This is a genomic window from Actinomadura viridis (assembly GCF_015751755.1).
In the GTDB taxonomy this organism is placed as follows: Bacteria; Actinomycetota; Actinomycetes; order Streptosporangiales; family Streptosporangiaceae; genus Spirillospora; species Spirillospora viridis.
On record NZ_JADOUA010000001.1, the window covers coordinates 3,613,420 to 3,627,318 of the forward strand.

The window sequence follows — 13,899 nt, forward strand, 5'->3', positions numbered from 1 at the left end:
CGGATCCCGGGCTAGGCGGCCGGTGAGCCCATCAACGTGTCGAACTGCCGGCGCAGGTAGGCGATGTCGCCGATATTCAGAATGGTCGCCGAGACGAAGGGAAGCTTGGCGAGGTAATCCTCGCCAAGCGAGGCGTGCTCGGCCATCCGGGCGCGAATCTGGTCCGGGTCCGTTCCGCGCCGCCGGAGGATTCTGAGGAGGTCGTCGTGCTCCAAGGGACGGAAAAGGTAGATGTGAAGCAGGCTGAACCGGCGGGCCAGTGATGTCACCGCGTCAAGGTCGGTGCAGATGAAGACGGCGGTCCTGGCGTCCGCGGCGGCTTCGTGCAGGATATCGAGCGCCACGGCGTATCTTGCGCGAACCGATCCCCACTCCAGGAAATCAGGGGTTCCGGGAAGCGTCCTGACGAAGAGGAACTCCCATGAGTTGTCCGTCCGGCGGCGAGGGCGGGTGGTCAGCTTCGACGGGACGACATACCGTGACGACGGGTGCTCTCTGATGTAGGAGAGCAGTTCGGACTTGCCGGCGCCCGTCACGCCGTCGAGCGTGACGACCGTGGGCGCCTCCATCCCCGGCTACCGCGAAAGCCGCGCGTGCAGGTCCTCCGCCGTCACGGCCGAGGGGTCCGAGCCGAAGGTCCCCACCCATCCCGATGAGCCGAAGATGTGAGGGCCGAGACCGGCGTCGCCGGCGTAGCGGGGCACGAGGTGGACATGGAAGTGCTTGTCCTTGTCGCCGACCGCCGCCACGTAGGCCTTTTCCGCGCCGGTCAGGCCGACGATCTCGGCGGCCATGTCGGCGGCGAGGGAGAGCACGTCCCCGGCCACCGCCGGAGGCAGGTCATGGAGCCCGTCGACGTGCTCCGACGCACCCACGAGGACATGTCCGACGCGTACGGGATCGTCCAGGAGCACCACCCCCCGGGATTCCCTGAGCAAGAGGCTGCCGGGTGCCGGTGAGCAGATGATGCAATCCTCGCCTTCCATTTGATCACCTTTCTCCGTGCCGGTTGCCTCCGATGATAGACCGCTCCCTGGTGGGGCGGCCGGTGGAATCGCCACTCCGGAAGCCGAGGGAAACGCGCTCATCGCCGGAGTCCTTCATCGTTATCCGTCTCCTATCAGCATGACAATCTGAAATCTAGTCATATGTCGGTGAATTATTGGCTCGGACGTTGTCACCGGCCCTCATGGAGATCATGAGCGGGCCTCGGGAGGGGCCTGGTCGAGTGGATCGTCCCGGCCGCCTGCGCGACCTTGCCGAACGAGCGGCCCCTCAGCCGGTGTCCGGGGGCGGTCACTTGGCCGATGGTGGTTCAAAGTCGCGGATCGTACGGTCAAATCCGCGCGTGCCGCGTCCGATGCCCGAGTCGGCGCGGGATGGGATGAAGGGTTGTGCGCGACGCTCTCCGGTTCTCCAAGCGGCTCCTGGTCGGCCGCCCGCTACGCACGGAGCAGATGGGTCAGACGCTGCTTCCCAAGAGGCTCGCCCTGCCGGTGTTCTGCAGCGACCCGCTGTCCTCCAACGCGTACGCGACCGAGGAGATCCTGCTGGCGCTGAGCCTGGGAGGGCTGGCGCTGTTCCACCTCGCGCCGTGGGTGGCCCTGGCGGTGATCGTGCTGCTGGCCGTGATCGTGGTGTCGTACCGGCAGACGTGCCGGGCCTATCCGAGCGGCGGCGGCGCCTACACGGTCAGCCGGGAGAACCTCGGGGTCAACGCCTCGCTCACCGCCGCCAGCGCGCTGCTGGTGGACTACGTGCTGACCGTGGCCGTCTCGGTGGCCGCCGGGGTCGCCAACGTGGTGTCCGCCGCCCCGTCGCTTTCCCCGTACGCCGTGCAGATCTGCCTGGCGGCGGTGGCGCTGCTGGCCATGGTCAACCTGCGCGGGGTGAGGGAGTCCGGCAGGATCTTCGCGATCCCCACCTACGGATTCGTCGTGGTCGCCATGATCATGATTCTGTGGGGGGTGGCGCGGACGCTCCTGGGCGACCGCCCGCGGGCCACGTCGGCCGGTTTCGGCATCGAGGGCACCCACGGGACGACCGGGTGGCTGGCGCTCGCGCTGGTCCTGCGGGCCTTCTCCCAGGGCTGCACCGCGCTCACCGGCGTGGAGGCCGTCAGCAACGGCGTGCCGTACTTCCGCAGGCCCAAGGGGAAGAACGCGGCCGACACCCTGGCGATCATGGGGGCCATCACCATCGCGATCTTCGCCGGGATCACCGTGCTGGCCCTGGTCGCCGACGTACGGATCGCCGCGAGCCCGGGGCAGCTCATCGGGGCGCCGGCCGGGTACCAGCAGAAGACCGTCATCGCGCAGGTGGCCGCGGCGGTGTCGGGGGAGGGCTCCTGGCTGTTCTTCCTGGTCGCGGGGTTCACCGCCGCGATCCTCGTGCTGGCCGCCAACACGGCGTTCAACGGCTTCCCCGTGCTGGCGTCGATCCTCGGCGCCGACGGTCACCTGGCCCGGCAGTTCTCCCGCCGGGGGGACCGCCTGGTCTTCAGCAACGGCATCATCATCCTCGGCGTCGGCGCCGGCGTGCTGATCTGGGTGTTCGACGCCTCGCCCACCCGGCTCATCCAGCTCTACATCATCGGCGTCTTCGTCTCCTTCACCCTGAGCCAGACCGGCATGGTCCGGCACTGGACGACCGAACTGGCCGCCGCCCGCGAGGAGGGTTCCCGGGCCGATCTCCGGCGCATCCGGCGGGCCCGGCTCATCAACGCCTGCGGGATGGTCATCACGGCCCTGGTCCTGGTGGTCGTGCTGGTCACCAAGTTCACCCACGGCGCCTGGATCGTCGTCATCGCCATCCCGCTGATCTTCGTGATGATGAAGGGGATCCACCGGCACTACGCGCGGCTGGAGGGCGCGCTGCGGCCCCCGGCCGGGCCCGTCGCGCTGCCCAGCCGCATCCACGCCGTCGTCCTGGTGAACCGGTACGACACCCCCACCATGCAGGCGCTGGCGTTCGCGAGGGCGACCCATCCCTCCACGCTGAACGCGGTGGCGGTGCGGACCTCGGCGGCCGAGATCGAGGAGCTGGAAGGGCAGTGGTCCGAACACGCCGTCCCCGTTCCGCTGACCGTGCTGAACGCCCCGTACCGCGACATCACCGACCCGGTCCTGGACTACGTCGAACGCATCCACCGCCGGAGCCCCCGTGACGCCGTCTGCGTGTTCATCCCCGAGTACGTCGTCGGCCACTGGTGGGAGCGGCTGCTGCACAACCAGAGCGCGCTGCGCCTCAAGGCCCGCCTCCACTACCGGCCCGGGATCATGGTCACCAGCGTCCCCTGGCGCCTCCCGTCGGCCGCCGGGCGCCCCGAGCCGCCCGAGCACAGGGCCGTGAACGGCCGTCGCGGGCTGCGCCCCTGACCCGCCCCGCCCGCTCGCGCGGCCAGGGTCAGTCGGGACGTTCGACCGTGACGCCCCCGGCGCGCAGGGGGAGGCGGTGGCCGGTGATCCGGTGGGCGTGGAGACGTATCAGGTACGGCTTGGGCGAACGGTCCCACGGGGCCGGCAGGCGCTCGGCGAGCCCGTCCCGCCCGGTGTCGTCGACGACGTCGGCCGGGCCGGTGACCAGGACGCTCCAGCCGGAGCGCAGGGCGGGTTCGACGTCGTCGGCCTCGAACGAGATGGGCCGGCCCGCGCGCACCGCGTCCAGCTTGGCCCCCGCCGCGGTACGGACGATGACGCTGTCGCCGTCCACGGTGAAGTTCACCGGCAGCACCACCACCTCGCCGGAGTCGTCGGCCCAGGCGATGCGGCCGATGTCCACCGAGGACAGCAGTGACAGGCAGGTGGCCTGGTCGAGCGGCTCCTGCTCTTCCGGAGGGGCGGGCGGATCGCCGGGCATCATGCCTCCCGTGCTGGCGGGCCCGTGCGTGCGGGCGTACGCGATCCACGCTAACGGCCCCGTCCGGGACGGCACAGGGACCATCGTCACCCGAGCCGGGCCCAAGGCCCCTTCCCCGCGGCCCGCTCAGGGGAAGGCTGGGAGGGGGTGCCGTCGACGCACGGGTGAGGAGGCGCCGTGGTCTCACCGGGGGAGAGGGCCGGGGAACCGGCCGCGGCCTTCCCGCTCAAGGACCTGCTGGCCATCGTCCCGTTCCGGCGGCTGTGGATCGCGCTGGGATTCTCCAGCCTGGGCGACTGGCTCGGCATCCTCGCGACGACCGCGCTGGCCGCCTCGTACGGGGGCCGCTCCTACCTGCTGGCCAACTTCGCGGTCGGCGCGGTGCTGGTCGTGCGCCTGCTGCCCTCGCTGCTGCTCGGCCCGATCGCCGGTGCCTGGGTGGACAAGCTCGACCGCCGCAGGATCATGATCATCGCGGATCTCGTGCGGTTCTCGATGTACGCCTCGATCCCGCTGGTCGGGACGTGGTGGTGGCTGCTGGCCGCCACGCTGCTCGCCGAGTGCGCGTCGATCTTCTGGATCCCGGCCAAGGAGGCCACGGTCCCCAACCTGGTGCCACGGGACCGGCTCGAACCGGCCAACCGGCTGAGCCTGGTGACCACCTACGGCACCGCGCCGGTCGCCGCCGTCCTGTTCTCCCTGCTCGCCACCGTCGGCGGCCTGCTGGAGCGCGCCGGGAGCGTGACCGTCCACCCGGTGGACGTGGCGCTGTACGCCGACGCCGCCACCTTCCTGTTCTCCGCGTACACGATCACCCGGCTGAAGGTCATCCGGTCGCCGGGCCGGGCCGCGCAGGAGCATCCCGGGCTGTTCCGGCAGATCCGCGAGGGATGGTCCTACATCGGGCACGACCGGCTCGTGCGCGGGCTCGTCCTGGGCATGCTCGGGGCGTTCGCCTCGGGCGGGGCCGTGATCGGGGTCGCCCGGGTGTTCGTCGGGACGATGCACGGCGGCGACGCCGCCTACGGCGTGCTGTTCGGCGCCGTGTTCACCGGGATGGCCGGCGGCATGTTCGCCGGGCCGCGGCTGCTGCGCGGCTTCAGCAGGCGCCGGCTGTTCGGGATGTGCCTCGCCGCCGCCGGCGCCGCGCTCGTCGCCGTGTCCGCGCTGGCCGAGCTGGTCCTGGTGGTGTTCCTGACGGCCCTGGTCGGGGCGTTCGCCGGGATGGCGTGGGTGATCGGTTACACCCTGGTCGGGCTGGAGGTCGCCGACCGGCTGCGCGGCCGCACGTTCGCGTTCCTGCAGACGATGGTGCGGGTGGTGCTGATCCTGGTGCTGGCCATGGCCCCGATCATCGCCGGCGCGATCGGCCCGCACCGGTTCCGCGTCTCGACCTTCGAGGTGCGCTTCGACGGGTCGAACGCGGTGATCCTGCTCGCCGGCCTCCTCACCCTCGTCATGGGGGTGGTGTCGTTCCGGCAGATGGACGACCGGCCGGGGGTCCCGATCCGGCGCGACGTCCTGGACGCCCTGCGCGGGACGGGCGGCGGGGAGCCGGTCCGGGACCGCGTCCAGGGCGTCCCGGAGGACGGCGGGCGCCGCCCGGCGGACGGAGCCCGCGGCGGGAAGGACCAGCGGGCCGAGGCCCCGCACGACGACGGGCCCGCCCGGGGGCGCCGTGCCGGTGATCCGTCCCGGCGCGGGCCGCACGGCCGCGACCGCCGCCGGTCGCCGCCGGGCCGGTGGTGCGACCCGGGCGGGCCTACAGGAAGGTGAGGCCCAGGGCGTGGTCCAGCTGCCACGCGCTGGAGACCAGCAGGCCGGTGGCCAGGGCGGCGCCGCCGAGGATGACCGGACCGGAGATGGTGTTCTTGCCGGGGGCGGTGTCCAGGAGCGCCTCCACGCGCTGCACCACGCCGGAGCCGGTGAAGGCGGGGAACGGCGGCGGCTCCGGCGCGCGCGAGGAGTGGGCCAGCGCGACGCGGGCGATGGTGTGGGCGACCAGCGTGCGGTCGCCGATCGCCTCGGCCGCGTCCTCGTCGGCCCAGCGTTCCAGCGCGAACCGCAGGCGCGTGTTCAGGCGCCGGAGCGGGGGGACGGTGCCCGCGGCCAGCGCCCCGAGCGCGAGGTAGTGGTGGTGCCGGTGGCGCAGGTGGGACGCCTCGTGCTCGAACACCACCCGCAGCTGCGCCCGGTCCAGGGCCCGCAGCAGCCCGCGCGAGACCAGGACGCCGCCGTCGCGGCCGGGGACCGCCAGCGCCATCGGCGTGTCGGACTCGACGACCCCCTGGGAGATCCGCTGGGCGCGCCGGACCTCGCGGGCCCAGCGGGCCGAGAGCCGGGCCGCGGTGGCCGCGCCCAGGCAGGTCAGGGCGGTGGCCGGAACGCCCAGCGCGGCGGGCACCGGCCGGTCGTCGCCGAACAGGGCCCATTCGGGCAGCCGCGCCGCGGCCCGGGGGAACAGGGTCGCGGCGTAGTTGACCGTGACGAAGACCAGCGTGCCGATCGTGGCCACGGTGGTGGTGGCCGCGACGGTGACCAGGAGACGCGCGGCCCAGGACGGGTGCAGCGGCAGCGAGGCCGCGCCGAGCGCGACGCCGAGGGTGAGCGCCAGGGCCGCGGGCAGGAACGTCAGCCAGATCACGGTTCGTCCTCGGACTCGGGAAGGGGGACGGGGGCGGACCGGTTCAGGATCTCGCGCAGCGCGTGCTCCTCGTCGGCCGTCAGGTCCTGGACGAACCGGCTCAGCACGCCGGGCGGGTCGCTGGCGTGGCGCAGGTGGTCGCGCATCCGGTCGGCCACCAGCCGGGACTCGTCCACCGCCAGCTCGTACAGGTAGTGACGGCCCGCGCGGGAGCGGGTGACCAGGTCCTTGGCGTGCAGCCGGAACAGGATCGTGTTGACGGTGGTGTAGGCGGGGTCGCCCGGGATGCGGGCGCGCAGGTCCGCGGTGGAGACCGTGCCGTCGGCGGCGGCGAGCGCGGCCAGCACCTCCGCCTCCAGCTGCCCCAGGGGTCGTCGTGACACGGGCCTCACCTCCACCGTTCTCCGCCCGCCTGATCATCGTGCGCGTGAGGGCAGCGTAGCGGCGTCGGGTACGGGAGCTGAACGGCGGCGGAACCGGCGCCGCGGCGGCGCCCTCGGCCCGGCGCGCCGCGGCCGGCTTCCCGGCGGCGCGCCGACGAGCAACTACAAGCGTAATAGTATGAGGTGGTCCGTGGGCGCCGTCACCGGGACGGCGCCGGAGCGCGAAAGAGGACGCGTCGTGGTCTTCAAGAAGATGATGGGGGCGCTCGGGGTGGGCGGCCCGAAGGTCGACACCGTGCTCGCGGTGCCGCGCTGCCGCCCCGGCGAGGAACTGGCCGGTGAGGTGCGCGTCACCGCCGCCGACTACGCGGTGGAGGTGCAGCGGGTCACCCTCGGCCTGGTCACCCGCATGGAGATCGAGCACGAGGAGGGGGAGTCCGGCGGCGTGGTGGAGTTCCACCGCGCGGACGTGGCCGGCGCCTTCCGGCTGGCGGCCAAGGAGGACCGGGTCATCCCGTTCCGGCTCCCGGTCCCCTGGGAGACCCCGGTCACCGAGGTGTACGGGCAGCCGCTGCACGGCATGGCGATGGGCGTGCGCACGGAGCTGGCGGTGGCCAAGGCGGTCGACAAGGGGGACCTCGACCCGGTCGCGGTGGTCCCGCTCCCCTCCCAGGAGCGGGTCCTGGAGGGGTTCGAACGGGCCGGGTTCACGTTCAAGAGCGCCGACGTCGAGCACGGGCACATCCACGGCGTCGTGCAGGAACTGCCGTTCTACCAGGAGATCGAGTTCTACCCGCCGCCCGCGTACGCCGGCCGGATCAACGAGGTCGAGCTGACCTTCGTCGCCGACCCCGGCGGCCTGGCGGTGGTGCTGGAGGCCGACAAGCGGTCGGGCCTGTTCGGCTCGTCCGACCAGATCCTCAGCGTCCGGCTGGGGCATGAGGAGGCCGCGGCCACGGACTGGGGCGCCGAGCTGGCGGGCTGGCTGGACGCGCTGGCCGGAGGCCACTCCGGCGTCCCGGCCGGGGGCTCCCACGGCCACTACGGGGAGCACGGGCACTACGACGGCCACCACGGCCACCATGACGGGCACGGGCACAGGCGGGGCCCGGGCTGGGGCGGGGTGGCCGCGGGCGCGGCGGCGGGCGTCGCCGTCGGCGTGGCCGGCGGCATGGTCGCCGGCGAGATCATGGAGGAGATCTTCGAGGACGACGAGGAGGACTGACCTCCGGGGCGCGCCCCCGCCAGGGCGCGCCCCTCTCGCCCGCCTCCGGCGCCCCGGGGGCGGTCGAGTTCACGCGCCGCCGGACGCGCGCCCGCTTCGAGGGGAGGGCCCGAGGCGGAGGTGCTCAGTCCTCGTCGCCGAAGACCTCGGACGCCTCTTCGTAGGCTTCTTCGTAGGCCTCTTCATACGCCTCCTCGTAGGCGTCCTCGACGGCCTCTTCAACGGCCTCTTCGACGGCCTCCTGGTAGGCGGCCTGGTGGGCCGCCGCGGCGGCGTCCTCGAAGATCTCCTCCGAGGCATCGCCGTCGTCGTCCTCACCGTCCTCGCCGTCCTCGTCGTCGTCGAGCAACTCGTTCACCACCGCGCCGCCCACGAATCCGGCGGCCACCCCGCCCGCCGCGCCCGCGGCCACCGCGCCCCAGCCGGGCCCGCCGCCATGACCGCCGTGACCGCCATGCCCCTCGTGCGGGTGGGCGGTGACGGCCTGCAGCCACATGTTGATCTCGTGCTCCCAGGCCATGTACAGCGCCTGGTCGTGGGAGACGTCGAAGCGCCCCAGCACGTCCCCGCCCTCCGAGAACAGGCCCGAGCGCCGGTCGGCCTCCAGCACCACGGCGAGGGTGCCCGGCCCGGCGACGAAGGTCAGCTCGACCTCCTCGATCCGCCCTCCGTACTGGGGTGGAGCGAAGAACTCGATCTCCTGGTAGAAGGGCAGCTCCTGGTGGACCCCGGCGACGTGGCCGGCCTCCAGGTCGGCGCTCTTGAAGGCGAATCCCAGCTCGGCGAAGGCGTCCAGGATCCGCTGCTGCGAGGGCAGGGGGACGATGGTGAGCGGGTCGAGGTCGCCCCGGTCGACGTGGCCGGCGATCTCGACCTCGGTGCGCAGGCCCATGACCATGCCGTGCAGAGGCCGCCCGTACATCTCGGTCGGCGGCATCTCGTAGGGGAGCGGCAGCTGGAACGGGATCTCGTACGGCAGGCCCGCGCCCAGGACGAACCCGCCGGCGATCTCGGCGCGGTGGAACTCCTGGACGTGGTCGCCCTCGTGGTCGCCGTGCTCGGACTCGACCCGGGCGACCAGGCCGAGCGTGAGCCGGTGCACATGGACCTCGTGGTCCCCGCCCTGGAGCCGTACGTGACCCGGCAGGTACTCGCCGGGACGGAGGACGGGCGACGCCACCACGGTCTCGACGGACGGGCCTCCCGCGCCGAAGGCACCCAGCAGCTGCTTGAACACCATCAACTCTCTCTTCTGTTGTGCCCTGCCACCGGCGGCACCGGACCGGCCCCCGGCACTACTACTACACTTGTAGCAGAAAATGCCGGGGGCGGCGGGCGATCCGGGCGTTTCGGTGGCGGCCTCGCCCTACTCGTACTCGGTCCCGCCCTTGCGCGTGAGGTAGGCGGGCGAGACGAACTTGGCGATGGCCCGGCCGCCGGTCACCGGGCTGTAGCGTCCGGCGGCGGGGCGTACGACCAGCCCCTCGCGCAGGTGCTCGGCCTTCCCGGAGACCGTCTCCCGGCCGGTGGCCAGCTCCATGAGGGCCGCCTCGTCGTAGGGCCCCTCGTACAGCCGGGGGACGCCCGGCAGGCCGGTCTCGGCCAGCACGCCGTCCAGCTCGCCCGGGTCGAGCCAGCGCGGCGCGCCGTCCGCGGAGACCACCGCGATGTCGAACACGGCGTACCCGACGCGCTCGCCCGTGGCGCTGGTCCCGTAGGCCAGATCCTGCACGCCCCGGCCGAAGACCTCCCCGAACACGCCGATCCGGTCGGCGCCGAGCAGCGCGGCGATCCTCCCGGCCGCCTCCGCCACGCCGTACGCCTCGATGGCCCGCCAGTACAGGTTCTTCGGGTCGCGGGCCAGGGCGAGCCGCTTGGCGCCGAAGCCCTTGGACGACACGAGCGCCTGGCCGCCGGCGAGGGAGAACAGGCACGCCGAGCCGTGGATCTTCTCGGTGGCGACCACCGGCTCGCCCGGCTCGAAGATCCCCGGGTACCGCTTGACGTCCTCGATCTCGATCCACGGGACGAGGTCGGGGGCGGGCAGCACCGCGCCGGACATGTGCACCGGGATCGGCGGCACCCACTTGGTGACGCCCAGGTCGGCGGCGAAGTCCCGGCCCTCGGCGTGCGCGGCGGCCAGGTCCGTCCCGGCGAGCGCCCGGGGGAGGCAGACGATGCCCTGGGACAGCTCCCCGCGCAGCCGGACGGCCTTCACCCGGTTCTTCCCGGGTCCCGCGAGCCTGCCGGTCAGCCCCAGCTCCTCGATGAGCCCGTCCGGCAGCAGCGCGCCCTCGGGGATGTACAGGGCCCAGTCGCCGGTGCGGTGGCGGCCCTTGGCCACGACCGCCCGGTACAGACCGACCTGGGCGAGTTCGAGCGCGTCGGCGTTCTCGTGCGGATGGATCGTCAGCCGCTCGGCCGTCACGCGCAGCGTCGACATGGCGTTTCCCTTCGATGAGACCGCGGCCAGGGTCCCAACGGGCGGATCGGGCGGGCAACCGATTTACCCCCCGGCCGGGCCGTCAGCGAAGCGCGAAGCCGAGCCGGCGGCCCTCCTCGCGCAGCTCCTCGCGCACCGAGGGATGGGCCACCCGGTCCACGATCTGCTGCGCCTGGGCCGAGGCGTCGTGCCCCCAGACCGCCGCCGTGCCCTGCTCGCTGACGATGAAGCTGTGCTGGAAGGAGGTCACCGGCCCCGCCAGCCGCGGGATCACCGTCGAGACGTCGGCGCGGGGGTGCCAGGAGGGCAGCGCGATGATCGCCCGGCCGCCGGGGGAGTGCAGCGCGCCCACCACGAAGTCGGTCTGGCCCCCGAACCCCGAGTAGATCACCCCGTTCACCCGGCTGGCGTTGGCCTGCGCGAACAGGTCCACCTGCAGAGCGGAGTTCACCGACACCAGCCGGGGCCGCCGCGCGATCAGCCCCGGATCGTTGGTCTTCTCCGTCCGCAGCATCCGGATCCGCTCGTTGCGGTCGGCCCAGGCGTACAGCTCCTCGCCGCCGAACGCGAACGACGCGGTGATCGGGGTCTCGTCCAGAGCCCCGGCCTTCTCCAGCGCGAGGACCCCGTCGCTGAACATCTCCGACCAGATCGCCAGGCCCCGGCGCTCGCGCAACGAGGCCAGGACCGCGTCCGGGACCGCGCCGATGCCCAGCTGAAGGGTCGCCCGCTCCGGCACGAGCCGGGCCACCCGCTCCCCGATCTCGCGTGACGCCTCGCCGGGCTCGCGCGGCACCGGGACGGCCAGGGGCTCGTCGGCCTCGATGGCGTGGTCGAACTCCTCCACGGCCATCACCCCGTCCCCGTAGGTGTACGGCATCCGCGGGTTGACCTGGGCGATCACCAGCCCGCCGCGGGCCCGTACCGCCTCGATGGCCGCGGGCAGGACGTTGACCTCGATGCCCAGCGAGACCGTTCCGCCGACGGGCCGCGACGTCTGGACCACCACGACGTCGGGCGGCAGGGAACCGCCGAGCAGGTGCGGGACGAGGGAGAGCCGGCAGGGGAAGTACCGCAGGTTCCGCCGGCCCCGCATGCCCGGCCCGACGAACGGCGTCTCCAGCGTCACCCCGTCGCGGTCGGGCGGCTCGCCCTGGGCGTTCAGCATGAACAGCCGGTACTCCGGCAGCGCGGCGTCCAGGATCGCCAGCGCCCGCCGGGGCGTGGCGAAGTTGCCGCCGGCCACCACCCTCGGGACGCCGGGCAGCCCCGACAGGACGGTGGCCAGGCGGGAGTGGGACATGATGCGCATCGGGGGGCCTCCAGGCCGGGGATACGAGTCGGAGTCGGATACGGAGTCGGGGGGCGGAGTCGGGGGGTCGGGGTCTCGTCAGCCGTGCGCGGCGGGAACGATCACGGCCCGCCCCGCCAGCTCACCGCGCTCCATCGCGCGGTAGGCGTCCATCGCCCGCTCCAGCGGGAAGGTCGTCACGTCCGGGCGCAGCAGCCCGCGCGCGGCCAGGTCGAGGACCTCGATCAGCTCGGGCCGGGTGCCCCAGTACGTCGTCTGCACCGACACCTCGTAGGGCACCGAGAAGAACGAGACGGGGAGCGTGCCGCCGCCGATGCCGACGACGGTCAGGTCGCCGACCGTCCGGGCCGCCGCGGCGCCCAGGGCGAGCGTGGTGTCCGAGCCGACGAAGTCCAGGACGACGTCCGCGCCCCGGCCCCCGGTCGCCTCGCGGATCCCCGCGGCGGCGTCGCCGGGCGTGAAGACGAGGTCCGCGCCGCTCTCCCGGGCCAGGTCGAGCGCCTGCGGCCGCAGGTCGACCGCCACGATCCGGGCGGCGGTGGTGGCCTTGAGGATCTGGACGGCCAGGTGCCCCAGCCCGCCCACGCCGACGACGGCGGCGGTGGCGCCGGGCGCCAGCTTCGTCCAGGACCGGCGCACCGCGTGGTACGGGGTGAGCGCGGCGTCCGCGAGCGGCGCCGCCGTGACCGGGTCCAGGGCCGCGGGCAGCGGGACCAGGAGGCGCGCGTCGGGGATGAGCATCAGGTCGGCCATCCCGCCGTCCAGCCCGAGCCCGCCGCCTCCGGCGGGCACCGGGGCGCCCGCGGGGTTCTCGCAGTAGTTCTCGGCCCCGACCCGGCAGCGCGCGCAGACGCCGCAGCCCCACGGCCCGTACACGGCCACCGCCTGCCCCGGTTCCAGGCCGGTCACGCCGGGGCCGGTCGCGTGCACCCATCCGGAGTTCTCGTGGCCCAGGGTGAACGGCGGTCCCCACGGGAGCAGCCCCGCCTCGAAATCGTGCATCAGGTGCAGGTCCGAGTGGCAGGCCCCGGCGCCGCCGACGCGCAGGACCACCTGCCCCGGGCCGGGCACGGGATCGGGGACCTCGCTCATCACGGGTTCGGACTTCCAGTCGAGCAACCGCAGCGCGCGCACGGTGCCTCCTCACGGGTCGGCTTCCTGTGCCCTGACCGGCTTCCAGCGAACAACGGCGCCTCGGGCCCCGGCAATGGACCAAGGTCCCGACCCGCCCGGCGTCCGTCCGCGACCGGCGCGTGGCCCATCGCACACTCCTTCCCGCTGTCTTCTCGACTTGAAGAATTCTTCAATTGGATAGTCTGTGCGGACAACGCAGGAGCGGGCCGCGACCCGGTGCGGTCGCGAGCGAGGAGGACGGACGGATGGGGCGCGGTCGGGCGAAGGCCAAGCAGGCGAAGGTCGCTCGCAAGCTCAAGTACAGCGGAGGGGGCACCGACCTGGAGCGGCTGCGCCGCGAGCTGGGCGCCGCCGGGACGGCCACGGCCGACCGGCACACCGCCGCCGAGGACGAGCGGTACGACCCCCACGCACGGTACGACCGGGAGCGTGCCGGGGAGCCGGAGGACTGAGCGTGCCGGTTTTGCTCCACCAGGCCAAGGCCGAGCTGTTCAAGACGCTGGGCCATCCGGTGCGCGTGCGGGTGCTGGAGCTGCTGGGCGAGGGGCCGATGCCGGTCCGGGACCTGCTGTCCGCGATCGAGGTGGAGGCGTCCAACCTGTCCCAGCAGCTGGCGGTCTTGCGCCGGGCCGGGATCGTGACCGCCCGCCGCGACGGGGCGACGGTGACCTACGCCCTGGCCGGCGGCGACGTCTCCGAGCTGATGGGCGCGGCACGGCGGATCCTCACCGACCTGCTGGCCGACCAGGGCGAGCTGCTGGCCGCGCTCAGGGCCGACGGGCCGCTCCGCGAGCCGGCCCCGGAGCGGCCCGTGGGCGACCCGGTCCTGGGGAACCGGCTCTGAACGCCGCGCCGCTCCGGACGCCGCTCCGGACGCCGGTCGGCCCGCCGGTCCGGTCA

Annotated in this window: 14 protein-coding genes; 5 read left to right on the top strand and 9 right to left on the bottom strand. The window is 73.3% G+C overall.

Going from position 1 to position 13,899, the window contains the following annotated elements; all coding sequences use genetic code 11:
- Window positions 1-11 precede the first annotated feature (11 nt).
- Both IW256_RS16315 and IW256_RS16320 read right to left on the bottom strand, forming a co-directional pair.
- A complete protein-coding gene (locus tag IW256_RS16315) occupies window positions 12-569 on the bottom strand; it encodes a hypothetical protein (RefSeq protein ID WP_197011795.1) in 558 nt (185 codons plus the stop codon).
- 6 nt (window positions 570-575) lie between these two features.
- Window positions 576-986, bottom strand: a complete 411-nt coding sequence (locus tag IW256_RS16320) for an HIT family protein (protein ID WP_197011796.1) — start codon at window positions 984-986, stop codon at window positions 576-578.
- Window positions 987-1,394: 408 nt separating this feature from the next.
- Here IW256_RS16320 and IW256_RS16325 point away from each other — a divergent pair, with 408 nt between their 5' ends.
- Window positions 1,395-3,377: an APC family permease gene (locus IW256_RS16325; RefSeq protein ID WP_307828911.1), complete on the top strand. Its 1,983-nt coding sequence runs from the start codon at window positions 1,395-1,397 to the stop codon at window positions 3,375-3,377.
- A gap of 28 nt (window positions 3,378-3,405) precedes the next feature.
- Here IW256_RS16325 and IW256_RS16330 read toward each other — a convergent pair whose 3' ends face one another.
- Window positions 3,406-3,858 (bottom strand): pyridoxamine 5'-phosphate oxidase family protein, encoded by a 453-nt coding sequence (locus IW256_RS16330; RefSeq protein WP_197011797.1) that lies wholly within the window; start codon window positions 3,856-3,858, stop codon window positions 3,406-3,408.
- A gap of 177 nt (window positions 3,859-4,035) precedes the next feature.
- On the opposite strand from IW256_RS16330, the gene IW256_RS16335 reads away from it, so the two are divergent.
- Entirely contained in the window at window positions 4,036-5,634 is a 1,599-nt protein-coding gene (locus IW256_RS16335) for an MFS transporter (protein WP_197011798.1), read from the top strand.
- Here IW256_RS16335 and IW256_RS16340 read toward each other — a convergent pair.
- Window positions 5,621-6,502: a M48 family metalloprotease gene (locus tag IW256_RS16340; RefSeq protein WP_197011799.1), complete on the bottom strand. Its 882-nt coding sequence runs from the start codon at window positions 6,500-6,502 to the stop codon at window positions 5,621-5,623. The genes IW256_RS16335 and IW256_RS16340 overlap by 14 nt on opposite strands.
- A complete protein-coding gene (locus IW256_RS16345; RefSeq protein ID WP_197011800.1) occupies window positions 6,499-6,885 on the bottom strand; it encodes a BlaI/MecI/CopY family transcriptional regulator in 387 nt (128 codons plus the stop codon). The genes IW256_RS16340 and IW256_RS16345 overlap by 4 nt, the downstream gene beginning before the upstream one ends.
- Before the next feature lie 178 nt (window positions 6,886-7,063).
- On the opposite strand from IW256_RS16345, the gene IW256_RS16350 reads away from it, so the two are divergent.
- Window positions 7,064-8,110: a sporulation protein gene (locus IW256_RS16350; protein ID WP_231403811.1), complete on the top strand. Its 1,047-nt coding sequence runs from the start codon at window positions 7,064-7,066 to the stop codon at window positions 8,108-8,110.
- Window positions 8,111-8,234: 124 nt separating this feature from the next.
- Here the strand turns inward: IW256_RS16350 and IW256_RS16355 are convergent, their stop codons facing one another.
- From IW256_RS16355 to IW256_RS16370, 4 genes are all read right to left on the bottom strand, one after another.
- Window positions 8,235-9,350, bottom strand: coding sequence for a sporulation protein (locus tag IW256_RS16355; RefSeq protein WP_197011801.1), 1,116 nt, complete (start codon window positions 9,348-9,350; stop codon window positions 8,235-8,237).
- Window positions 9,351-9,476: 126 nt separating this feature from the next.
- Window positions 9,477-10,553, bottom strand: coding sequence for an RNA ligase (ATP) (locus tag IW256_RS16360; RefSeq protein WP_197011802.1), 1,077 nt, complete (start codon window positions 10,551-10,553; stop codon window positions 9,477-9,479).
- An 82-nt stretch (window positions 10,554-10,635) separates the two neighbouring features.
- Window positions 10,636-11,865 carry an acetyl-CoA hydrolase/transferase family protein gene (locus IW256_RS16365; RefSeq protein WP_197011803.1) on the bottom strand — a complete coding sequence of 410 codons (1,230 nt, stop codon included), beginning with the start codon at window positions 11,863-11,865 and terminating at the stop codon, window positions 10,636-10,638.
- 78 nt (window positions 11,866-11,943) lie between these two features.
- Window positions 11,944-12,999: an NAD(P)-dependent alcohol dehydrogenase gene (locus IW256_RS16370; RefSeq protein ID WP_197011804.1), complete on the bottom strand. Its 1,056-nt coding sequence runs from the start codon at window positions 12,997-12,999 to the stop codon at window positions 11,944-11,946.
- Window positions 13,000-13,244: 245 nt separating this feature from the next.
- On the opposite strand from IW256_RS16370, the gene IW256_RS16375 reads away from it, so the two are divergent.
- Both IW256_RS16375 and IW256_RS16380 read left to right on the top strand, forming a co-directional pair.
- Window positions 13,245-13,451: a DUF3073 domain-containing protein gene (locus IW256_RS16375; protein WP_197011805.1), complete on the top strand. Its 207-nt coding sequence runs from the start codon at window positions 13,245-13,247 to the stop codon at window positions 13,449-13,451.
- 2 nt (window positions 13,452-13,453) lie between these two features.
- The gene (locus tag IW256_RS16380; RefSeq protein ID WP_197011806.1) at window positions 13,454-13,843 is read left to right on the top strand and encodes an ArsR/SmtB family transcription factor; all 390 of its coding nucleotides are present in this window, start codon (window positions 13,454-13,456) and stop codon (window positions 13,841-13,843) included.
- Window positions 13,844-13,899 lie beyond the last annotated feature (56 nt).